Origin of the sequence: Tardiphaga sp. 839_C3_N1_4 (genome assembly GCF_051811045.1) — a bacterium.
Lineage (GTDB): Bacteria > Pseudomonadota > Alphaproteobacteria > Rhizobiales > Xanthobacteraceae > Tardiphaga.
Window position 1 is genome coordinate 49,735 of sequence record NZ_JBPWQD010000001.1, and the last position, 20,237, is coordinate 69,971.

The 20,237-nt window shown below is 59.7% G+C and carries 27 protein-coding genes and 2 tRNA genes; 15 read left to right on the forward strand and 14 right to left on the reverse strand.

Annotation, left to right across the window (positions count from 1 at the left end; translation table 11 throughout):
* Positions 1 to 30: 30 nt before the first annotated feature.
* Positions 31 to 591, reverse strand: a complete 561-nt coding sequence (locus AB8A38_RS00300) for a tetratricopeptide repeat protein (protein WP_439084545.1) — start codon at positions 589 to 591, stop codon at positions 31 to 33.
* Positions 592 to 882: 291 nt separating this feature from the next.
* Here AB8A38_RS00300 and AB8A38_RS00305 point away from each other — a divergent pair, with 291 nt between their 5' ends.
* From AB8A38_RS00305 to AB8A38_RS00315, 3 genes are all read left to right on the forward strand, one after another.
* Positions 883 to 1,164, forward strand: a complete 282-nt coding sequence (locus tag AB8A38_RS00305; RefSeq protein WP_439084546.1) for a His-rich protein BRANT — start codon at positions 883 to 885, stop codon at positions 1,162 to 1,164.
* 221 nt (positions 1,165 to 1,385) lie between these two features.
* A complete protein-coding gene (locus AB8A38_RS00310; protein WP_439084547.1) occupies positions 1,386 to 1,820 on the forward strand; it encodes a hypothetical protein in 435 nt (144 codons plus the stop codon).
* 70 nt (positions 1,821 to 1,890) lie between these two features.
* A complete protein-coding gene (locus tag AB8A38_RS00315) occupies positions 1,891 to 2,367 on the forward strand; it encodes a TspO/MBR family protein (RefSeq protein ID WP_439084548.1) in 477 nt (158 codons plus the stop codon).
* On the opposite strand, the gene AB8A38_RS00320 is transcribed toward AB8A38_RS00315, so the two are convergent.
* Complete coding sequence (locus AB8A38_RS00320; protein ID WP_439084549.1) at positions 2,325 to 2,588, reverse strand: hypothetical protein; 264 nt, start codon at positions 2,586 to 2,588, stop codon at positions 2,325 to 2,327. The two genes, AB8A38_RS00315 and AB8A38_RS00320, sit on opposite strands and share 43 nt — an antisense overlap.
* A gap of 22 nt (positions 2,589 to 2,610) precedes the next feature.
* On the opposite strand from AB8A38_RS00320, the gene AB8A38_RS00325 reads away from it, so the two are divergent.
* Both AB8A38_RS00325 and AB8A38_RS00330 read left to right on the forward strand, forming a co-directional pair.
* On the forward strand, positions 2,611 to 3,330 hold the full coding sequence (locus AB8A38_RS00325) for an outer membrane protein (RefSeq protein ID WP_089264886.1): 720 nt from the start codon (positions 2,611 to 2,613) through the stop codon (positions 3,328 to 3,330).
* A gap of 1,282 nt (positions 3,331 to 4,612) precedes the next feature.
* Positions 4,613 to 4,687 (forward strand) — tRNA-Thr (locus AB8A38_RS00330).
* A gap of 61 nt (positions 4,688 to 4,748) precedes the next feature.
* On the opposite strand, the gene AB8A38_RS00335 is transcribed toward AB8A38_RS00330, so the two are convergent.
* A complete protein-coding gene (locus AB8A38_RS00335) occupies positions 4,749 to 5,060 on the reverse strand; it encodes a hypothetical protein (RefSeq protein ID WP_184518050.1) in 312 nt (103 codons plus the stop codon).
* Positions 5,061 to 5,529: 469 nt separating this feature from the next.
* Between AB8A38_RS00335 and AB8A38_RS00340 the strand changes: the two genes are divergently transcribed.
* Complete coding sequence (locus tag AB8A38_RS00340) at positions 5,530 to 5,751, forward strand: hypothetical protein (protein ID WP_184518048.1); 222 nt, start codon at positions 5,530 to 5,532, stop codon at positions 5,749 to 5,751.
* 9 nt (positions 5,752 to 5,760) lie between these two features.
* On the opposite strand, the gene AB8A38_RS00345 is transcribed toward AB8A38_RS00340, so the two are convergent.
* On the reverse strand, positions 5,761 to 5,964 hold the full coding sequence (locus tag AB8A38_RS00345) for a hypothetical protein (RefSeq protein WP_439084550.1): 204 nt from the start codon (positions 5,962 to 5,964) through the stop codon (positions 5,761 to 5,763).
* 93 nt (positions 5,965 to 6,057) lie between these two features.
* Positions 6,058 to 6,321 carry a hypothetical protein gene (locus AB8A38_RS00350; RefSeq protein ID WP_093762074.1) on the reverse strand — a complete coding sequence of 88 codons (264 nt, stop codon included), beginning with the start codon at positions 6,319 to 6,321 and terminating at the stop codon, positions 6,058 to 6,060.
* A gap of 284 nt (positions 6,322 to 6,605) precedes the next feature.
* Here AB8A38_RS00350 and AB8A38_RS00355 point away from each other — a divergent pair, with 284 nt between their 5' ends.
* On the forward strand, positions 6,606 to 7,031 hold the full coding sequence (locus tag AB8A38_RS00355) for a hypothetical protein (protein ID WP_439084551.1): 426 nt from the start codon (positions 6,606 to 6,608) through the stop codon (positions 7,029 to 7,031).
* Between the two features lie 50 nt (positions 7,032 to 7,081).
* A complete protein-coding gene (locus tag AB8A38_RS00360) occupies positions 7,082 to 7,702 on the forward strand; it encodes a hypothetical protein (protein ID WP_439084552.1) in 621 nt (206 codons plus the stop codon).
* Positions 7,703 to 7,792: 90 nt separating this feature from the next.
* Here the strand turns inward: AB8A38_RS00360 and rlmB are convergent, their stop codons facing one another.
* Positions 7,793 to 8,659: a 23S rRNA (guanosine(2251)-2'-O)-methyltransferase RlmB gene (rlmB, locus tag AB8A38_RS00365; protein ID WP_315842791.1), complete on the reverse strand. Its 867-nt coding sequence runs from the start codon at positions 8,657 to 8,659 to the stop codon at positions 7,793 to 7,795.
* 244 nt (positions 8,660 to 8,903) lie between these two features.
* Here rlmB and AB8A38_RS00370 point away from each other — a divergent pair.
* Positions 8,904 to 8,989: transfer RNA gene (locus tag AB8A38_RS00370), tRNA-Tyr, on the forward strand.
* Positions 8,990 to 9,000: 11 nt separating this feature from the next.
* Here the strand turns inward: AB8A38_RS00370 and AB8A38_RS00375 are convergent.
* The 4 genes from AB8A38_RS00375 to AB8A38_RS00390 all read right to left on the reverse strand — a co-directional run bounded on the left by AB8A38_RS00375 (position 9,001) and on the right by AB8A38_RS00390 (position 12,270).
* On the reverse strand, positions 9,001 to 9,495 hold the full coding sequence (locus AB8A38_RS00375) for a hypothetical protein (RefSeq protein ID WP_439084553.1): 495 nt from the start codon (positions 9,493 to 9,495) through the stop codon (positions 9,001 to 9,003).
* Between the two features lie 39 nt (positions 9,496 to 9,534).
* Positions 9,535 to 9,912 carry a hypothetical protein gene (locus AB8A38_RS00380; protein ID WP_439084554.1) on the reverse strand — a complete coding sequence of 126 codons (378 nt, stop codon included), beginning with the start codon at positions 9,910 to 9,912 and terminating at the stop codon, positions 9,535 to 9,537.
* Between the two features lie 1,492 nt (positions 9,913 to 11,404).
* Complete coding sequence (locus tag AB8A38_RS00385; protein ID WP_315844177.1) at positions 11,405 to 11,974, reverse strand: TMEM175 family protein; 570 nt, start codon at positions 11,972 to 11,974, stop codon at positions 11,405 to 11,407.
* Between the two features lie 101 nt (positions 11,975 to 12,075).
* On the reverse strand, positions 12,076 to 12,270 hold the full coding sequence (locus AB8A38_RS00390) for a hypothetical protein (RefSeq protein ID WP_315842788.1): 195 nt from the start codon (positions 12,268 to 12,270) through the stop codon (positions 12,076 to 12,078).
* Positions 12,271 to 12,274: 4 nt separating this feature from the next.
* Between AB8A38_RS00390 and AB8A38_RS00395 the strand changes: the two genes are divergently transcribed.
* Positions 12,275 to 12,712 (forward strand): hypothetical protein, encoded by a 438-nt coding sequence (locus AB8A38_RS00395; protein WP_439084555.1) that lies wholly within the window; start codon positions 12,275 to 12,277, stop codon positions 12,710 to 12,712.
* Between the two features lie 573 nt (positions 12,713 to 13,285).
* On the opposite strand, the gene AB8A38_RS00400 is transcribed toward AB8A38_RS00395, so the two are convergent.
* Positions 13,286 to 13,651 carry a hypothetical protein gene (locus AB8A38_RS00400; RefSeq protein ID WP_439084556.1) on the reverse strand — a complete coding sequence of 122 codons (366 nt, stop codon included), beginning with the start codon at positions 13,649 to 13,651 and terminating at the stop codon, positions 13,286 to 13,288.
* 1,093 nt (positions 13,652 to 14,744) lie between these two features.
* Here AB8A38_RS00400 and AB8A38_RS00405 point away from each other — a divergent pair.
* The 3 genes from AB8A38_RS00405 (at position 14,745) to AB8A38_RS00415 (ending at position 16,838) form a co-directional block, all read left to right on the forward strand.
* On the forward strand, positions 14,745 to 15,794 hold the full coding sequence (locus tag AB8A38_RS00405) for a YeeE/YedE family protein (RefSeq protein WP_439084557.1): 1,050 nt from the start codon (positions 14,745 to 14,747) through the stop codon (positions 15,792 to 15,794).
* A gap of 87 nt (positions 15,795 to 15,881) precedes the next feature.
* Positions 15,882 to 16,355 carry a DsrE family protein gene (locus AB8A38_RS00410; protein ID WP_315842784.1) on the forward strand — a complete coding sequence of 158 codons (474 nt, stop codon included), beginning with the start codon at positions 15,882 to 15,884 and terminating at the stop codon, positions 16,353 to 16,355.
* A gap of 30 nt (positions 16,356 to 16,385) precedes the next feature.
* Positions 16,386 to 16,838, forward strand: coding sequence for a DsrE family protein (locus AB8A38_RS00415; protein ID WP_439084558.1), 453 nt, complete (start codon positions 16,386 to 16,388; stop codon positions 16,836 to 16,838).
* A 6-nt stretch (positions 16,839 to 16,844) separates the two neighbouring features.
* Here AB8A38_RS00415 and AB8A38_RS00420 read toward each other — a convergent pair whose 3' ends face one another.
* From AB8A38_RS00420 to AB8A38_RS00430, 3 genes are all read right to left on the reverse strand, one after another.
* Positions 16,845 to 17,954: a YeeE/YedE family protein gene (locus AB8A38_RS00420; RefSeq protein ID WP_439084559.1), complete on the reverse strand. Its 1,110-nt coding sequence runs from the start codon at positions 17,952 to 17,954 to the stop codon at positions 16,845 to 16,847.
* A 69-nt stretch (positions 17,955 to 18,023) separates the two neighbouring features.
* The gene (locus AB8A38_RS00425; RefSeq protein ID WP_068731992.1) at positions 18,024 to 18,401 is read right to left on the reverse strand and encodes an ArsR/SmtB family transcription factor; all 378 of its coding nucleotides are present in this window, start codon (positions 18,399 to 18,401) and stop codon (positions 18,024 to 18,026) included.
* 35 nt (positions 18,402 to 18,436) lie between these two features.
* Positions 18,437 to 18,835, reverse strand: a complete 399-nt coding sequence (locus AB8A38_RS00430) for a thioredoxin fold domain-containing protein (RefSeq protein WP_439084560.1) — start codon at positions 18,833 to 18,835, stop codon at positions 18,437 to 18,439.
* Positions 18,836 to 18,884: 49 nt separating this feature from the next.
* Here AB8A38_RS00430 and AB8A38_RS00435 point away from each other — a divergent pair, with 49 nt between their 5' ends.
* Both AB8A38_RS00435 and AB8A38_RS00440 read left to right on the forward strand, forming a co-directional pair.
* Positions 18,885 to 19,628 carry a cytochrome c biogenesis CcdA family protein gene (locus tag AB8A38_RS00435; protein ID WP_439084561.1) on the forward strand — a complete coding sequence of 248 codons (744 nt, stop codon included), beginning with the start codon at positions 18,885 to 18,887 and terminating at the stop codon, positions 19,626 to 19,628.
* A gap of 20 nt (positions 19,629 to 19,648) precedes the next feature.
* Positions 19,649 to 20,236 (forward strand): SoxW family protein, encoded by a 588-nt coding sequence (locus AB8A38_RS00440; RefSeq protein ID WP_439084562.1) that lies wholly within the window; start codon positions 19,649 to 19,651, stop codon positions 20,234 to 20,236.
* The last annotated feature ends 1 nt before the right edge of the window (position 20,237 follow it).

Genomic DNA, 20,237 nt, shown 5'->3' on the forward strand with positions numbered 1-20,237 from the left:
TTGCACCGGCTGACTGATCCGCGAATGGGATCAGTAGGTGGGACCGTAGCCGGGCGCCTTGTCCAGCGCAGCAGCGAGCGATTTATATTCAGCGGAGTCCTTGCCGCTCAGCGAAGCAATCTTGTTGAGATGATACTGCGCCTGATCGCGGTTGCCCTGTTCGACCTGCCACAATCCGTAATATTGCCAGGTGCGGACATGGGCGGGGTCGGCCTTCAGCGCGCGCTCGTACCAGATCTGCGAGACCTTGTAGTCGCCGAGCTTGCGATAGGAGTAGCCGATCAGGTTGGCGACATCGGCGCGGTCGTCCTGGCCGAGCGCCTTGAGTTGCGCGATGGCGGCCGTGTAGTCCTGCTTGTCATAGACCGTGGCATAGGCCGCGCGATAGTTGGCGAGGAACGCGGCATTCTCGGTGTTCGGATTCCTGGTTTCGGTTTTCTTCTTCTTGTCCTTGGCGCCCTTGGTGTCGGACGCCGGCGGTGCGGAAGGCGTATCGCCGCCTGCGGCATAGGCCGGGGTCAACGAGGGCGTGGCGGCAACGGCCACGGAAAACATTGCCAGCGTCGTCAGCCTGATCGCGAGGTGGGTCATGCAGCGCTCCTGTTTGCAACAGCAATAATCTGACACGGAAGTCACAGGTTGTGAACACCGGGCGTGGGTGTTCATTCCCGCCTTTGCCGACAGGGGGAGCAGACGTGGGAGCAGACTTGGGGCAGGACGCCTGACCCAGCCGATCATGACGAGGATGTCACCGAGATGAACGAAGTCTGTCCGGCTCCCTCAGAGTGGGTTCAGCGGAGCGTCGCTAGTCTGACTGCATTGATCGACAAGCCCGGCCAACCGACCGGTCAACTTCGTGATCGAGACCGACAGGAGACGACCATGTTGAAGATGTTTTCCGCTGCTGTGATTGCCGCTTCGATCCTCGCGGCGCCAGCGATGGCTGCTGGTATCGCCAAGACCACGCCGGCACCGATCACCAAGCCGGTGACGTCGGCCGATAACAAGGTGCAGGCCAAGCCCGGCGTGCTGAACGCAAATGCGAAAATGGTCCGCCATCATCACCGCCATGCCCGTCCTCATCACTTCCACAAGAAGATGAGCGTTCACAAAGTTCACAAGCACACCGCCATCCAGACCACAGTCGTGCACAAGCGCGGCTGAGGGGGCTTCGCGGTCGCGGCCTCATATTGCCCAGCCGCGATCGCGGAGTTTCAACGGCCGGCCTGCTGCACCTATCCCCTGGGATGCATAACATCCCTGAGGTGCGGCAGGCCGGTTCGTTTGCGCGGGTCCGTCACCGAGATGCGAATTCCAATTCCCGGGCGAACCGTCTAGGACAGGCATGACGGGGACACGCCTGCGCAATTGAGACGGCACGACGGATGAGACGGCATTTGGGGATATCTTTGAGACGGGCAGCAGTGGTGCTGTTGCCGCTGTGGCTTGCAGCATGCGGAGGAGGCGGGGCCGGTGGCGGTATCAGCTTCACGGATGATCAGGGCGTTGCCGCGCAGCCATTTCCAACCAATTATCGCGTGGACCTTCTGGCGTTCTTCAAGACCTATCTGAACAATCCCGTCGGTGTCCGCGACGCCATGATGGCTGAACCGGTGCAACGCACCGTTGGCGGTCGTCTGCGCTATGTCAGTTGCGTGCGCTATACGGCGAAGGATTTCGATGGCCGATACACGGCGCCGCAGGAGAAGGCGGTGTCCTATGTGGACAAGCGGCTCGATCGGATCGTCGACAATGTCGCAGAGGCGTGCGCCGGCGCCACCTATGCGCCGTTCCCCGAGATGGAAAAAATGACGCGCTAGCGCGTTAGCTGTCCGAACATTTCACGTCCGCGCAGTCGCATATTCTTGCGCGCGCTCAACCGGTGCATCGATGACCATCAAATCCATCGGCCGCTTGCTGCTTTGTCTCGTGGTCTGTCTCGGCATCGGCGTCGTGGGCTCGCTCTCGACCAAGCCGGAAATCGCCGGATGGTATGCGGGCATCGCCAAACCATTCTGGACGCCGCCGCCTGGCGTGTTCCCGATCGCATGGACGACGCTCTACGTCCTGATGGCCATCGCGTTCTGGCGATTATGGGACCGAACCGCGCCGTCGGCGCCGCGCAGCCGCGCGATGGTTCTATTCGCCATTCAGCTCGCGCTCAACGCCGCATGGTCGCCGGTATTCTTTGGCTGGCATGGCATCCGCACCGGCCTCGCGATCATCGTGCTGATGGTCGTCACCATCGCCGCCACCATCGTTTCGGCTTTGCAGGTGGACCGGATTGCAGCCTGGTTGCTGGTTCCGTATCTCTGCTGGGTGCTCTATGCGAGCACCATCAATGCCGGCGTGGTCGCTCTCAATTGATCGCAACGCTGCCGCAGGATTGCCGCACCGGCCTCCGGGGTATCATGACACTGAAAAATGCGATCAAGTTCGTGTGAGCGTTGAACCAGAAGCGCTTCTGCTTTGCCTGAAAATGAATAAATCAAAAAGTGTTGCTGCTTTGTCGCAGTCGGCAAACATCGATGTGGCAACGCCTGCCGTGAAGCAACCAAACTGCCGCCACGTTGTTTTTCGATGGTCATTACGCAACACAGGGGAACAACCATGAAGAAGCTTCTGCTCAGCGCGTCGGCCATCGTTGCCGTGGCCGCGATCTCGTCTTCAGCCTTCGCTGCCGACCTTCCGGCGCGGACCTATACCAAAGCCCCGGCCTATACGGCGCCGGCTCTGGTCTACAACTGGACCGGTTTCTACATCGGCGGCCATCTCGGCGGCGCCTTCGGTGACGGCAACAGCCTGGTCGGCGATAGTGGCCGGTTCATGGGCGGTGTGCAGGGCGGCTTCGACTATCAGTTCGCCACCAACTGGGTGGTCGGTGTCGAAGCCCAGTACAGCTGGCTGGCGAGCAGCAATACCAGCCTCGTCTTCCCGAACGGCACGACCATCACGGGCGGCGGTAACGATCAGCTCGGCTCGGTCACCGGTCGTCTCGGTTACACCTGGGGTCCGGCACTGCTCTACGCCAAGGGCGGTTACGCCTGGAAGGATAACAACAATCTGACCATCGCCGCTGTGGCTCCCGCGGTTGCGGTCATCGATGGCAACAAGAAGGACGGCTACACGGTCGGTGGCGGTCTCGAATACATGTTCTCGCCGAACTGGTCGGGCAAGGTCGAATATCAGTACTATAACTTCGGCAACACCACGATCACCTCGACGGCCATTCCTGGCGGCTCGACGAGCTTCAACAACGACGAGCACACCATCAAGGCCGGCCTGAACTATCGCTTCGGCTGGGGTGGCCCGGTAGTCGCCAAGTACTGAGCAACCGATTCAATCTTCGACGGAAAGGCCGGCATCACGCCGGCCTTTTTGTTTGTGGCGTCGTCGTTGTGCCGCTGCGTGTGTGGCGCCGATAGCGCGTAACGTCTTCGCGGATTCAAATGTCAAACATCCACTGCTCTTCAGACATGCGTCATCGCCCCCATTGTTTGCGGCGCGGGGGCGCCGTCGTGGTTTGCATTCCCGCCCCCTGGTGAGAGGGCGTGCGGAACGCCGGGTGCCCGTTGCACCCTTGGGCCTGATGCGATGCGGTCTTCCGCAAGGATAATGCATCAGGACTTTCGGAGGCGCCGAGCAAGTGCCCGACGTTCCGCCTGCGGTGTTTTTTCGGTTGCTTGCACTTTGCCTCAGCGAACGATCCGATCACCGAATCAAAGTCCCAAGGCGATGGGAAGGGAGCCTCAAGCGAATAGGCCGGACACGTTTTGACTTTGGTCGTCCGTCACACTGTCCAGGCTTCTTTCCATCCCAAACTCGGCCGTCTCCTTGCCAGTGGCAGTGCTGGCGCAGATCCGTCCTGCCCGAAGACAGACGTCACCCATGAACCGCGTGACGCCGCATCTCCGGCGTCCACCGCATCCTGCCCCGCGAACGTGACGATCGCGATCGCCCCTCTCGGTGGGGCAGGACGGAAGAGAATATAAACCTGATGGGGATGTTGTCAACGGGATAGGAAAAAATGTTTAAGTGCTGTCTTGCCGCCCCACACCGTCATTCCCAGGCAAACCAATTGGTTTGCCTGGGGCGCGGCCGGCGCCGCAGGCGACGGGACCGAGCCCGGAATCCTGACCTGTTCAGCGCAAAACATACCGGGATTCCCCGCCACTCCAAGTGGAGTGGCTGAGGCTCGCTCTCTCGGCTACGCCGAGACCGCGCCCAGGAATGACGAGCGCGGGGCAGTAGACAGTCGAGCTCTCCGCTGCCCTCGGACCCAGGAATCGAAAGTAAACGAGTCCTGAATCCGGGGAAAAATAAGGTTCGAGACTCCCTTGCCAGAATCGCTTGATGGTTGTCGGGCGATGAGAATGATCGACAATATCCGCAGCGACGGGGTGCAGGTGGCGCTCACGGTCGCCCTGATGGCCGCCTGTGCGGTCAATCTGCTGCTGCTTTACGCGTGGCTGTGAGCGCGTGCGCCGGTTTGGCGCGCGCGGGAGTAGCCCTTGCCGGGCAACTCTGATATCTGACTGCGCGACGCGGGCAGGCGACTGATCCGGACGTCTCATCTCGATCTTGGGTAATCAATTAACCCATTGATCCTGTTGCCGGTTTAGCTCAGCGGTAGAGCAGCGGTTTTGTAAACCGAAGGTCGGGAGTTCAATCCTCTCAACCGGCACCACCATTTCAATAACTTGGCCAAAACGGTCTTTTCGCACCGGCTCGCCATCGGTGGGTTAGACCTATGAACGTTGTTCCAGGGTAGCCCGGACTTTTGCGATGACCTCCTGATAATCGGCCTCCCGCTTGTCCTGCATTTCCTGCTGCCGTGCCTTGAATGATGCCACGCGATTTCGGATGTCTTCCCGGAGATCAGTCAGCTTCATCGGCTGCGCGGGTTCCGGGACGATCTGCTTCGGATTTTCAGCAGCTTTCATCTCGGCATCTACCGCAACGGTCAGTTTCGCGGCCAGCTCGGGTTGGTTGCCCGAGACCTCTTTTACAAATGCCAATGTCTCCGCGATTAAACGATCGCGCTCTTCGACCCAACTCATGTCGTCATCATTTAGATCGAGCGACGTTAGTGCAAGCGTGTCAGCGGGTTAAGCCTAACGGAGACAGTGCAGAATCTGGCTCCGTTGTCGTATCAGCGCCAATGCGTCTCCAAGCGACCTGCTGACGCCTTTGGGCGGCTGGCTGTGGGAGGTTCGCCGAAGGCGAACGGGCGTCAAATAAACAGACAGGCTGCGACCGAGGCCGTCAGGCCGAAGAGTAGGGCGCCTGCGCAGAGGGCGCGCTCCAAAACCTCGCGTGCGTGATGTCGCTCGAAGCACTGCCGGCTGAAATACTGGTGAGTGAAGTGGTCTTCCATCTCCGCCTCCCTGAACGGGGATAGAGAATCCTTCATGTGATTCGCCGTCAAGCGGAGTGTGTGTTAAACTGTTGAATAAGCCCCGCGGCGAATTGAACCATTTTGCCGTTCGCGCGACCTAAGCGCGCTTCTCAATGAGTAAGGGGAATCGCATGACTTTTCGCGAATCCATCAACCGGCTTTTCGGCAGCACCTCAACGCCCGAATCTGAAGAGCGCGCCAGGCGACTGAACGCGTCCATGGATGAGTTTGTGCGGCTACTGCATACCAATGGCTACGACAGCAAAAGCCCCACCACCCTTAGAGAGGTGGCAGGACTTTCGGAACGTCCATCCTGCGCTCAGGACGCTCAGTCTTCCAACCAAAACCTGTGAGAGTCGTTCCTAGGTCACTGCTGGCGGTACCGCGATCGGCTTGCCCGTGTCCTCTTCGGTGCTGCACGGCTGAATAGTGTAGCCGTCCTCCAGCACCGTCTTGCCGTCCACAACATCAACGAGTCCGGCTTCGTCGGCATATTGCCAGACGTCCTCCTGGGTCGGGAATTCCTCGCTGAGCTTCTGGTCGTCTTCGAATAGCGCGTAGGGCATGTGCCACCTCCGACGCTGCAACGCGGCGGAGGTTGAATAGTTCGATCGCAGTGGCCAATCTGCCCACCCGTCAACCGGCCCATGGAACCTCGGTCAGAAGCAGGGATACGCCCGGCCGTCCTGGCCGCGATAGGCCGCGGCCGATTGCTTGCAGCGGGCGGCGAGGGGACCGTCGTAATAGGCGAAGGTGCCCGGCTGCAGACCCGGACCGTAATTGTGCCCGAACTGGATCCGGTAGGGCTGGCCGGGTGCGGCAAAGACGAAGGTCTCGGCGCTGTGATGATGTTTCCAGTGCCGCGCGAAAGCAGGGGTCGCGACCAGCGTCGACAGGATGATGGCTGCACTGAGAAACTTCATCGGGGCTCTCCGGACATGACGATTGCAGATGTCTGCGACGGCTGAAGGGATCAGATCACGTTGCGACGGCGATGCGCAAGATGCGCGCGGCGCGCGCTTGACGCCTTTCTACTGGGATCAGATCGCAAGGCGAGCCCGTTGTGTTAACGAATCCACGCTGCGATCCCGCGCATTTGAACTTCGCCTGATGCTTGCGCGTTAGGCTTACCGGCAGTTTAGACCGCGCCCTTAACCCATCCTGCCAGGCGTTCGAATATCGTACCGCCGAGATGCAGGACATGGCCATGCGAACCCTTTCAGCACTGCTTTTCGTGATCGCGACCACGCTTCCGGCCGCAGCCGCCGATGGTTTCAACATCGTCGTGCCCGGTCGTCCCGGCGTGCCGATCATCATCAACGGCGTCGACGCGTCGTATCGCGTGATCGAAGGCGACTGGGGCCTTGATCGCGGCATTCATATTCAGCCGACCGTTTATGGCGGTCGTTACGTCGATCCGGTGCCGAATGTCGGCCACTACTATCCAAGCCTCGGTCACAAGCCCGGCTACGGGCGTCTCGAGATCGAGCCGCCGGCCAATCGCAAATTGCCACAGCCGGCCGAGAGCTTCCACGAGCACTGGTCGGCGAAATCCGCACCGATGGGGCGGCAAAATGAAGTGCCGTTCAATCCACCTGACGTCATCGTCGCACCGCCGGGATTCCGGCGCTGACCGATCAATCACCAACACCAAAAAAAGACACCCGACAGGAGAGAGTATTCATGCGTAACGTGATTTCGAAATGGGTTGCGGCGTTTGCCGTTGTCACCGCCACTGCCGGCGCTGCGCCTGCCATGGCTTGCGGAGGCGGCCTGTTCACCTCAGGCGGCTGCTCGCCTTGCGGCCAGGCCTATGTCAGCCCTTGCGGCTATGGCGCCGGTTATGAGCGGCTGCCCGATCCGACGCCGGTGACGCGTCAGTATTATTACGCGAACCAGGGCCCGACCTTCAGCGGCCCGGGCATGTTCGCGCCGGTCCCGACCTATCAGGAGACTGCGATCGGCTGGCGCGGCTATGGCCAGGGTTACGGTTACGGCTATCGTCGCGGTTATTACGGCGGTCCCTATGCCAATCCGGTGAATTACTCGTACGGTCCGGCGTATCGCGCGCCGGCGATCTACAGCTATCCGCCGCGCAGCCAGTATCGTGCGCGCCCGAGCTATCGTTACGGCTACAGCATGCAGCCGCGCACGCGTTACGGCACTACGCAGCGCAGCTACGTGTCGCGCACCGGTTATCATCAGGCGCATCGCTATGGCGCGCCGAAGGTGATGTATGCGCCGCGCGCCGCAGGGCCGCAGCGTGGTTATCATCAGCCGCAGCAGCATCGCCGCTCGTACTGATCTGATCGGCACTGATCTGAACGCAAAGAAAAAGCCCGCTCGCAGCGATGCGAGCGGGCTTTTTTGTTGCCTGCTGTGTTGCCTGCAGATCTAGCCCATCAAGCCGAGCTTGCTGGCGCCGACATAGAGCGCAAGCACGGCGGCGTTCGACACGTTGAGGCTCTTGATCTCGCCGGGCATGTCGAGCCGCGCGACGACGCTGCAGGTCTCTCGCGTCAGCCGTCGCAATCCGCTGCCTTCGGCGCCGAGCACCAGCGCCAGCGGCTGTTGCAGCGGGATCGCGCTGATGTTCTCGGTTCCCTCGCTGTCGAGACCGACGGTCATGAAACCGAGGTCGTTCAATTCATTCAGCGCCCGCGCCAGATTGGGCACCGTGATCATCGGCACCAGTTCCAGTGCGCCCGAGGCGGATTTCGCGAGGACACCGGTGGCTTCCGGGCTGTGCCGGGCCGTGGTGATGATCGCCTTGACCGCAAAGGCCGCGGCCGAGCGCAGGATGGCGCCGACATTATGCGGATCGGTGATCTGGTCGAGCACCAGCACGATGCCGTCCTGGGACAGGCTGTCGAGATCCGGCGATTCCAGCGGCTCGACCTCGGCCAGCAGGCCCTGATGCACGGCGTCGGGTCCCAGCCGGCGGTCGATCTCGTCCGGACGGACCAGGATCGGCGCCACGCGGGTGTCGATTTTCTCCTCCCCGAGGCGCCGGGCGGCGTTTTCGGTCAGAATCAGCCTGCGGATGACCCGCTGCGGATTGGCCAGCGCCATGGTGACGGTATGCCAGCCATAAAGGATGGCCGGACCATCGCCACCGCCGGATTCCCGGCCCCGGCGGGGTGGGCGCCTTCCATGATCCCGGCCCTGATCACGGGTTTTGTCGCGGCTTTGGCCGCCGTGGTCGTCGCGCCCCTTGTCAGGGCCGCGCTGGAATCGCTGTTTTCGCTCTCGATCGCTCATGGCACGGCTTGTCTCACGCGGACCGAATAATGGCAATTTGGGGCCCCGGAAAGAGGTTCGGAGAGGGCGGATATTCCTGCCCGGATCGGTTGACTTTGCCCCATGGCTTCCGTCATAAACGCGCCAACCGGGAGCCCGTTTACGGGCGCGCGTTTTAACGTCATCCATGGCCGTCCAGCCACTGATTTGGTGGGACTGCCGTGTTGGGCCAAGGTCTTGTTGGCTTGGTCCGATGGCGTCAGGCGGGGGAGTGTCCCGAGTGGCAAAGGGAGCTGACTGTAAATCAGCCGTCTTATGACTTCGAAGGTTCGAGTCCTTCTTCCCCCACCATTTTCAAATCGCTAGCGAATTTCCCCTGACGGGGTCGAGCTTGTAAGCAATCCTGTAAGCAATTCCATTTTCAGTGTTTGTTCTCGTCGCGCGGCGGGCTTGAAGTCGCGTCCGACCGCTTCCCCCGCCCTAGCGCATTTCTGGCAACGCAAGCGGCTTGAAAGGTCGTGGACGAAGGTGGTCGGCGGACATCGTAGCGCAGCGAGGTCGATATTGTTTGGCGTCTTGCACCGCGAGCATTCAATCTCCAGCCAGGGGAATCCGCCGTTGACGGCCTGATCGACTGTAGGAGAAGGGTCAATCGGTTCGCCATCCGCCCACATCCGTTCGTTCCAGCTTTCGCAGAGAAGTCGGTCGGCTTGCTTGATCAGCGCGTCACCTTTGGACCGCATCTCGTCGGACTGAGTAGCCAGGATGGAAGTCATCCCACGCGCTTTTCGGAGCTCTTTGCTCAGAGCTTTTCGGTCGCCTCCCGATAGGGGCGTAGGGTGATATTTCGGAGCCATATGGGCATCCAGGCGCAGTCAAAATGGAAAATCAAAATGCTAGTTCGTCTCAAATGATGGCCAGCAGGCGTCCTCCTTGAGACGTCCCGTGCGTTCCTGGCAGCCGTTGTCGAGGAGCTTCATGCCGACGTCTTTCCAGACAGCATGTTGGCCATAGATACGCACAGCATCCACGGTCCGAATTTCCACGATGCGGTCGCAGCGGCGGCAGGAGACGCGCAGTACATGCCGCGGAATCTCAGATAGGCGCCGCTGCTGGATAGGGACGCCGGTGCGGATTTGTCCACGCGGATCTCTGATGATGGAATCCCAATAGGCCTCCGGCAGGTCGTCTGCCGGACTAGGCGTGGGGGTCGCAGGCTCGGGCGGGCGGCTCGGCTTGGAGGCCAGCTTTTCCATCTGTTTTGGCGTCGGCATACGCCAGCTCGCGGGTCTGTCACTCATGTCTTCGACTAGAACATATAGAGAACAAATGTCGAGCCCGTTGAGGTTGAATTTTGCGGGGTCTGTTTCCGGGCGGCAGTGGTCCAACGGTGACCCATAGGCTTAAAGGCAGGCGACCTTATTGAGGGTTAACCCTCTAGCCCGTCATGGCGACGTAACGAAGCGTCACAGCGTTACGCACAATAGGGGGAACCTTCATTTCCGGCCAGCCCACCATCGGCGGCCCAAATACGCTGCTACACTCAGCCACATGACGGACGACACTGCCACCATGGCTGACTCGATTTGCGATTTGACCGGCTCGCCGAAAAAGAGCGCGATCAACCACGCCACGGCCATCAGGCCTATGATGTAGGGGATAAGGATCACCGGTCTTCATTCCTGGCAGATTCGTGCCCACACGGCAGGAGTTTGTCGCAAACGCGTATTCACTGGTTCATTGGAAGGCGTTGCGCGGTAATCTTTCGCGACTTCGGCCTAATACGTCATGGTGAGCTCCAACTGTGGTTGCTCACGAGTGGGGAGGGGATGCCCCCTTTCGAATCCAATAAACACGGAGGAGCGTGGCCGCGAAAGTTGGCGGCCCGAACAAGCCGATGTTGAGGCCGTGCACTATGGTAGTCGCTTGCGATGTCGAGACGATAGCTAACGACAGGAGGTAGCTTCCCAGTGCCGCCAGATATGCGGCCAGAAAAACAAGCCAGCCAACGCCCACGAGCAATCTGACGAGCGCATAACCGATTGCGCTGCCCGGTATCCGGCCCGCAACAAACAACATCAACCAGACGATCCAAAGGTCCATTATCGGGTACTAGCCTGTTTCCGGCGTCAGTGGCCTTGTTTGATTTTGGCAGTGGCCTGATTTGGTTTTTGGCACAAAGTGCACAGGACTTTCCCGGGCAAGTTTGCAAAATATTCCCTCATCTGAGAGGCGGGCCATAGCGTCTCCAAGAGACTGGGAACATGACGTGACAGACTACCAAGCACGCTGCCGAAAGGTTCTTGAACTACATCGATCAGGGGTTCTTTCGTCGCTGATCGCAGAACGATTTGGGGTTAAGAGCCCTGCCGTAAACCGGATGATCAGAGACGCGGTTGCCAGTGAGGAGAACGCGCCCCGCGAAGGTGACAGTTTACCCGCGGTGCACGGCCAGACGAGGTGAGCTAACTTTTGATCTGGCTCAAGGAAACGTCCCACGCCGGATCGACTTTGGCTTGATGGCTAAGCGCGACCAATCGAACGAGACTGAGGCGAAGGAGCCCAAGCCGTCCCGGCTGGAGGAGGCGCGACAGATCGTTGAGTAATACGCGAACGACCTTCGTGCGATCATTCGGAGGCTCCGCAAGATGAACTAAGGCCGCCTCAGTGGGCGGCCTGTTTCATTTCAAATAACCCCGTCGGTCGGTCTGGTTGGCATCTGCGATATCGTCGTCATCTTGACACGAGGAGCAGAGATCAAGCTGGCTAATTCGTTCTCGGCGGCCAGCGCCGGGCCGCCAGCCAGCCCACCAGAGGCGCGCCAAAGGCTAGGCACCACATGAATTGTGCAACGAATGGAGCGACGGCGGCCATCACCGTTGCGAGCGCGAGTGCGAAGACCGGAAAGACCGCGATTGCCAGCAACTCAGAATTGCGGCGACCTCGCAGCGCCAGAACCCATAGCAGCGCGTTCAAACCAGCAATAACTGTCAGATGGAAGCCGTAGCTTACTGCGACGACACTATCGAGCCGATACGCGCCGTAAAGTCCATTCGTCACTGGAAGCATGACAATCGATAGCAGGAAGATCAGATTGAGGAAGACTTCGCCGCGGCTACCTTCCGGCGCGAAAGTGAGTCGCCGATGATGGCTGAGCCAAAAGACGCCGGCCACGATAAAACTGATCATCAGCGCGATGACAGGTTGTGCATAGGCACCGACAAGCTCCATCCAGGCCGGCGCGTGTGCGAACCTGCTGGCCTTCGGCAGATCGTAGGCGAGCAACGTCATCGCAACGCCGAAGATGGTGTTGCTCAACGCCTCCAATCGGCGCATTTCGAAAAGGCCGATCTGTTTCAACCTCGCTCCCCCTCAGGAGTCGCCGGACTCGGCGGTCTGATTCCGATGATGCCGCCTGCTGCGTGGAGACCCGCAGCCTAAATCATACGGATAGCCTTCTCGGCATCCGTGTAAGCTTCATCTTCTGATGGGAAATCCTCGGACGTGACAACGCTTTTTAATGCAATGCCATTCATAGTCAGGATGGCCCCATCTTTGCGGGAAATAGCTGCGCGCCAGAATCCTGGGCGCCGCTGGTAAGCGAGAATGGAGAACTGAGCTTTATTTGCCATTGCAATGTTCGGCGCCTCAAAGGCTGCCGAGTCAAGGCCGGTAAGATGGCATGCAACCTATCTCGTTCGAATAATCGACACCCACGATCTCGTCGGGATCTTCTCTGCCGACAATATCGTTCAGCTCATCGACATCGTTGACGAATGCACTGAGCCCGATGAGTGCGAGTATACGCGCATGGGCCCTGGCGGCATCATGTGGGAGAGCCCGGCAATACCGATCCCGATTGCGCTCCCGAAGGATGACGACGGCGGAGAGCCGGATCCTATGCCGTGGGGTGACGCCAGCGTTACTGAAACTTGGTGGGACTATTTCTACGGATACGCTGCCTATCGCTGGAAGCGGTTCTTTCCCGACGATCCGCCGAAGCCCAAACAGCCGGTGCTGCCACAACGGCCGGGACCGGGGCATGTGGTGCCCTTTCGGAAAAAGCGGGAATGAGGAAAATTCGTTACAAAGCTCAACGATTTCAAGAGGTCGGACGAGACTGTAAATCAGCCGTCTTATGACTTCGAAGGTTCGAATCCTTCTCCCCCACCATTTTCAAATCGCTGACGAATTGGCTCTGCGGGGCGGCGGCCTGTAAGCAATCCGATTTTCGGTGTTTGTTCGCTTCAAGCAGCGCGTATTTGCTTGGCTCCGAACGCGCCAGCCTAATTCGATTTGGGGTCCGACGGCGGCTTCCGCAGGTTGGCGGTCTCGGGATCGAAGCCAATAGCGTAGACGTCTAAGACGCCAGCTTCACGCAGCTTCCGTAGCTCGCTCGCCGCCTGATCGAGGGTCTGTACGGTTCCGTAGCAGACCTTCTCCGGCTGCCTGTGAGGGGTCCCGTAGATACTGTAGGCCACGACTGAAGCACACCCCGTGATCGCTGCGAAAGGTTTGCAAACGCTACCGCAGTCATTGGCGTGTTGTCTATAAAAATAGACAACTTGGCGATGGACGGCTGCGTCATCACTTGTGGCCGCCAAGACTTGCGCAGATTGGTCATGACTGTGGTGGTGCTAAGCTTGCTCACGCATGCACGCTTCTCATTGGTTTATCTGACAGCCACGAACACACCGCGGCTGGAACAGCTCCCGCTATCGCAACGGACACATCGAAATATGGCTGGCCCATGTAGCGTGCGACAAGCTCGGCCAGGATAGCCGCCACCGGCATCGTCGCGATGAGGCGCACGTAAAGCGGCTGGCCAGAAAGTGCCCAGTCCACTCCTGCCGTCAACCAAGCAGGAATGACGGCGAGCACATACGCAATTCCCACCAGCCACGCCAGGAACCCGATGTCGGGAAAACCATCGCGCAACAACTGATCGGCTGCGATGTAGACGAACAGCACGAGTGGCGGAAACAGCATCGTGAAAACGAGCAGTCGCTTCATAAAATCATCTCCAAGATCCGTTGGTCAGATTTGGAGGTGTTTCTGTTCAAACTACCAAGTCGCCAAAATTGGTTTCCGTTTCCCGAAACATTGCGGAATGCGCGGTGATCATGCCTCTCATTGGCGGTCGCATTCCTGGTCAGGAACGCGGAGGCGGCTGGGCCACTTTCCGATTCCAGTAGATGCTCACTAGTGTGGCCAGAAGAATTGGTGGCGCAAACAACGTAATGTTGCGAGTGTGAACATCTGTCGTCGCGGCCTCCGCTGGACGACGACCAACGATATTACGTACCCCGAGAGCGCTGCCAAACATGCGGATAGGAGCACTTGCCATCCAAATCCTAAAGGCAGTTTCACGAGCAAGTACCCGAAGATGCTGCCGGGGACGAGCCCGACAATGAAGAATATGACCCAAATGCCTAGAAGCATGTCCATGTTAGAAGCGTTCCTTATTCGTCAGCGGGGGACCGCATTGCGAATATTGTGGCAATGCCTATCTTGGCTGCACGCACGCCGCGACAGGACCCCGACGGCCGAATGGATCAAATCGTAGGAATTTTAATCCACATTGTTCTCGACGTCATCGTTAGGGCAACAGGACGAAATATACTTAGGTTCGTTGGTCTGCATGATCGTTCGGAACGAGCTGAGCGGATTGTCGGGAGCATATTCTGGGCAGCAGCAGCGGTCGCAGCCTTCATTGGCATTAGGCAGTTGACGTAATCTCTCCTATTCTAGGACTGCTGGATTCCGCACGTCCTTACTGCGCGCCAGCCACCACCCAAGAAATGGTTGGCAACAGGAGCGCAAAGCTCACCCCAGTGATCCAGATCGCTTGCTGGTCGAATAGTCCCGGAGCCGGGCAAGATCGAAAATGCCGTTTCGAAAATTGGGTGCGAAACGCCAGTGTGGCGATCTTTATCGCTCATGAGCGATAGTCATTCTGCATCGCATTCCGGGATCTGATGGAATTATGTTCCCTGTTTTTCAGCGTCTGTAGAACTTCTTCCTTAAATCACGGGTCAACTGGACCGCTTCTGAAACTGCCAGTAGTAATCCGTGTTATCACCTCAAATTACGTTCGGATCATGCGATGTTTGCGCTCCCGGTTGTCGCGGGTTTTGCGATTGGCGCCGTTTTCGGCGCGGTCGGTTTGCTGAGCGGTTTTTGCCTCATGAGCGGCCTGCGCGACCGGTGGGCGCATGACGACGGACGAAAGATCCGGAGTTATGCGCTGGCGCTTGCCGTTGCCGTGTTCGGTACGCAGTTCATTGCCGGCATCGGCGTGGTCGAGATCGCGAAGTCGCTTTATCTGCAGCCGTCATTCTCGGCGCCGTTGATCTTCATCGGCGGACTGTTGTTCGGCCTCGGCATGGTGCTGTCGAATGGCTGTGCGTCGCGCGCGCTGGTGTTGCTCGGCAAGGGAAATCTGAGGTCGTTGGTCGTGATTGCAATCATCGGCGTCACGGCGCAGATGACGTTGAAGGGCTTGCTCGCGCCGATGCGGCTGTCGATCCTGCAATGGACGCAGATGACGCCGGGCGCGAATTCGGTGCCGTCGCTGCTCGGGACACTCGGTCTACATGAAGCGACTGCGCGTATCGCGGCAACGCTGATCGTCGGCGGCGCGCTGCTGGTCTTCGCATTGTCGCATCGCGAGCTTCGTCGTTCACCGGGCCAGCTCGTGGCGGGATTGGTGATGGGCCTGCTGGTGGTCGCGGGCTGGCTGGCGACCGGCTGGCTTGGCGCCGATGAGTTCGACCCGATTCCGGTGGCGTCGCTCACCTTCGTGTCGCCGGCTGCCGATACGTTGCAATTCATCATGCTGTCGACCGGCATGACGCTGAATTTCGGAATTGCGCTTGTTGCTGGTGTGTTCGTCGGCAGTCTTTTGACGGCGTTGCTGACAGGCCGGTTTGAATTTGAGGGCTACACCTCCGCGCGTCATACCGGCCGCTCGATGGCCGGCGCGGCACTGATGGGGATCGGCGGCGCAATGGCCTATGGCTGCTCGATCGGGCAGGGGCTGACTGGCCTTTCCACGCTCGCGCTGCCGTCCTTTGTGGCCGTCGCCGGCATCTTTGCGGGCGCTGCAGTTGCGATCCGCGGCCTGGCGCTGCGTCCAGCGTTTGCGGCGCAATAAGAGCTTCCACATAGCTTTGTGAGTTTGATTGCGCCGGCGCAGGGTGATTGCTAATCAATCCTCTGATCGTCAGAGGTTTTGCGCGCGATGACTAAGCGAAGACTGTTTTTCTGTCTGTCGGTTCTTGCGCTGGTCCTATGTGCGACGCCGCCGCTCGCTGCACAGACACGGCCCGCCAAACAAGATGCGGCGCCGGACAAGCCCTTCGCCGAGCATTTCATCGCATTGCAGCTGTCGGATTCCGATCCGAAGAAAGAACGCCTCGTTCTCAGCGTCGCCAGCAATCTCCTGAAGGCCTATGGACCGGACAAGGTCGCGGTCGAGGTGGTCGCTTTCGGCCCCGGCATCGATCTGTTGCGCGACACCAACGAACATCGTGCGCTGGTCAATAGTCTGGTGACCCAGGGCGTGCGCTTCAGCGTCTGCGGCAACACGCTGGATTCGATCGAGCGCGACACCGGCAAACGACCGGCGCTCAATCCGCATGCGGTGGAAGTGCAGGTCGGCGTCGGCCATTTGCTGGATCTGACAGAGCGCGGTTTCACGATCGTGCGTCCCTGAAATTGTACATCCCAGAAAAGGAGTTTTGAGATGCGATCATTGTTGAGATCGATTGCCGGTGCTCTCCTGTTTGCGCTGATCGCCTCGTCCGCTTATGCAGCGGGCGCGAAGCAGCACCGTGTCGCCATTCAGGTCAATCAGAACGATCCCGCCCTGATGAATCTGGCGTTGAACAACGCGACCAACGTCATGGAGTTTTACAAGGCCAAGGGCGAGGACGTTCAAATCGAGATCGTCACTTATGGGCCAGGTTTGCACATGCTGCGCGACGACACCTCGCCGGTCAAGGACCGTATCAAGCAGATCGTCGATGCGAGCTTCCCGTCCAGCGTCAAATTCATCGCCTGCGGAAATACCAAAGAGGGCATGGAGAAGCGTGAGGGCAAGGCGATCAGCGTCGTATCCGAGGCGACGGTGGTGCCATCGGGCGCCGTCAGGCTGATCGAATTGCAGGAAGCCGGCTGGAGCTACCTCAAGCCTTGATGCGACTTATTTGGATGGCGGCGCTTTCCGCGCCAGCAGCATCCAGTTGCGCTGAATGAGGTCGCGCGGCGAGCCATCGACCAGGATCGCAATGCCAATGCGCGCGCCAAGTATCATGCCGCCGACGGCAATCGGCCAGGACAGCGCCAGCATCGATCCCGCGGTGATGCCCTGACCAATGGTGCAGCCGCCGGCCAGGATGCCGCCGATACCCATCAGGCAGGCACCGACGAGATGGCGCCGCATTTCGTGATCGTCGTCGAAGGCTTCCCATCGGAGTTCGGCGGCGAACCACGCTGCAGCCCATGCACCGGCAATGACGCCGAATACGCTGCCGACGCCGAAATCGGCGAAGTTCGCGACATTGAGAACCCCGGCATACAGTGCTTTTCCGATAGTCGATACGAATGTCAGGCTTTGTGGACGCGGCGGGCCAGCGAAGTCGTCGTTCAATCCTACCGTGACGATCCAGCCGGCAATCGTGAGCAATCCGAGTGCGACACCGGCAGTGAGCAGGCGCGGCGCACGGCGCAGGCGTTTGTCGCTGAGTGCCAGCCAACAAAGGCCGCTGCCGACAATGATGGCGAGCGGCACGCGCAGATCGCGGCCGGTTGCTTGCGTCAGTAGCGATGCAAAGTCGGAGCGTATGCCGTCCGGCATCCGGATCGATAGCTGCTCAAGCACGCCAATGCGAAGATCGGCGAACAGTCCGCGCAGAGTGGCATAGGCCGTCGCACCCAGCACGAGGATCACGATCAGGCTCCTGAGATCGCCGGTGCCGAGCCGCACCAGCGAGCCGAATCCGCAAGTGCCGACCATCGCCATGCCGGTACCGAACATGGTGCTGCCGATCACGATCGCAATGAGGGGCAATGCGGTGGGAACGTAAGTGGTGTGTTCGGGCGCGAGAAAGCCGGACAGGATCAGCGCCTGCGTGCCGAGCATGGCGACGCCAAGCGCCAGACCGAAAATCTTGAGGCGACGGTTGTCACCGCCCATCAACGCATCTTCAATAGCGCCAAATGTGCAAAGGCGCGCGCGTCGCACGGCAAATCCCGCAGCAGCGCCGATGGCAAAGCCTGCCAGCGCCGATAACCAGGCAGACATGTTCTGCATGGGTTTCCTCCTGATGTGAGGTGCGCTGGCCTTACGGGCCGCGCGCCTCCGCTTGCCGGTTCGGCGGCGTTATTTTTTCTTGGTCGGCGCCGGTGTAGCGCAGAAAATATCGTAGATGACCGAGATGACGCTTCGCACGTCGTCATTGGCCAGGCTGTAATAGATCGTCTTGCCGTCGCGGCGGGTCTCCACCATGCCGTCGTAGCGCAGACGCGCGAGTTGCTGGGACACCGCGGACTGCCGCAGCGACAGGATGTTCTCAAGCTCGGATACTGATCGCTCCCGCTCCGCCAGCAGACACAACAGCAGCAGGCGGTTTTCGTGCGAGATCGCCTTCAGGAAGTTGCTGGCCTTGCGGGCCTTGCGCATCAGCTGGTCGAGTTCGGGCGAATACTCCGCGCCGTCGCGCAGTTCGTCTTCGAGTTCGGATGGAATGATGGAGGCCATGGCAGCGCGCGTATCCCGCGAATGTTTGAAGAGGATCAGGAACGATTGGCGTTGGGCTGTGAGGTGGTCAGTCTGGCAGCATACTTCCCGAGCAGGCTCCAGAAAGATTCGTCGTTCATGTAGCCGGTGATGCGGCCAATCTCGCGGCCGTTGTCGACGATCAGAAAGGTCGGAGTGAAACGCACCGGCGAGGCCAATGCCACGCCGGGCGATTTGTCGCGATCCATGTCGATGCGGCGCAGCGGAAGAAGCCTGGCTTCATCGGTCTTGTCGTAGACCGGAGCGATTTCGCGATTCCAGCGCGCGCACCAGACGCAGCCATCGCGCTCGAACATCAGTAGTTCAGACGCATCAGCGATGCGCGGCGACAGCGCTGCAGTCATCACCAACAAAGTCGCGATCAACGAGGTTTTCAGAGGCAATTTCCACGTCATGTGTTACACATACACGAATTCGAATATTTATGCCAGAACCGGATCCGCCGTGGTGTCCTCAATCTCGTTCCTTGGTGCGCTGGGCGCAGGGCTGTTGTCGTTCCTGTCGCCATGCGTTCTACCGCTGGTGCCGCCCTATCTCTGCTTTCTGGCAGGTGTCAGCCTGGACGAACTCGACGATCGCGGTAGTCAGGCCGGCTGGCGCCCGAACGGACGCGTGGTCGCATTGTCCTTTGCTTTCGTGCTGGGTTTCGCCACGGTCTTCGTCGCGCTCGGTGCATCGGCATCGCTGATCGGCAAGGCAATCACGGCGCATTTCGAGACACTGGGCATCGTCGCCGGTCTGCTCATCGTCATTCTCGGGCTGCACTTTCTCGGCATCTTCAGGATCGGGCTATTGTTTCGCGAAGCGCGCTTTCAGGCCGTGCGCAAGCCTGCGGGCTTTCTCGGCGCCTATCTGGTCGGGCTCGCTTTTGCTTTCGGATGGACGCCCTGCGTCGGGCCGGTGCTGGCTGCCATTCTGATGGTCGCAGGCGCCGAAGGCGCGCCGGCGCAGGGTGCGCTTCTGCTTGCTGCCTATGCGATGGGGATTGGAATTCCCTTCATGCTGGCTTCGCTGTTTTCGGGACCTTTCATGCGGCTGATGGCGCGGCTGCATCAGCATATGCTGGCTATCGAGAAGGTGATCGGTGCCGGCCTTGTCCTGACTGGCGTTCTGTTTTTGACTGGCGCGATGCCGCGCATTTCAGGTTGGTTGCTGGAGACCTTTCCGGCCTTTGGCACCATCGGATGATGCGGAATCGGGAGGATCGAATGTCTGAGATAACTGGTGTGATCACCAGACGGCATGCGCTTGCCGCGCTCGGTATCGGCATGCTCGGATTGCGAACGGCGCCGGCCTCCGCGAAAGCAACGCTCGGCGACGACGGGCTCTACCAGATGGACTGGTATCTGGAGAGCTTTCTCGATCTCTCCGAGGATCTGGCGGGCGCGACCGCCAAGGGCAAGCGCTTTGCCATCATGTGGGGGCTCAAGGGCTGTCCCGCCTGCAAGCGCATGCATGAAAGCTACATGACCGATCCGAAGATCGAGACCTATATCCGCGACAATTTCGAAATCCTGCATCTCAATCACATCGGCGCACGCGAAGTGACGGATTTCGACGGTCGCAAGCGCGGCGAGAAAGCTTTTGGCGAAGCCTATGGCATTCGCTTCACGCCGACGATCCAGTTCTTTCCGGAGACCGTCGCGGGACTGGCTGCGAAAAGCGGGCAGGCGCGGGAAGTCGCGCGTATGCCCGGGCTGCTGGAGCCCGCGGAATTCCTTGCGATGTTCCGTTACGTGCGCCAGAAGGGCTACGAGACGGCAACGTTTCCGGAGTGGCTGAAAAAGCAGGCGTAGG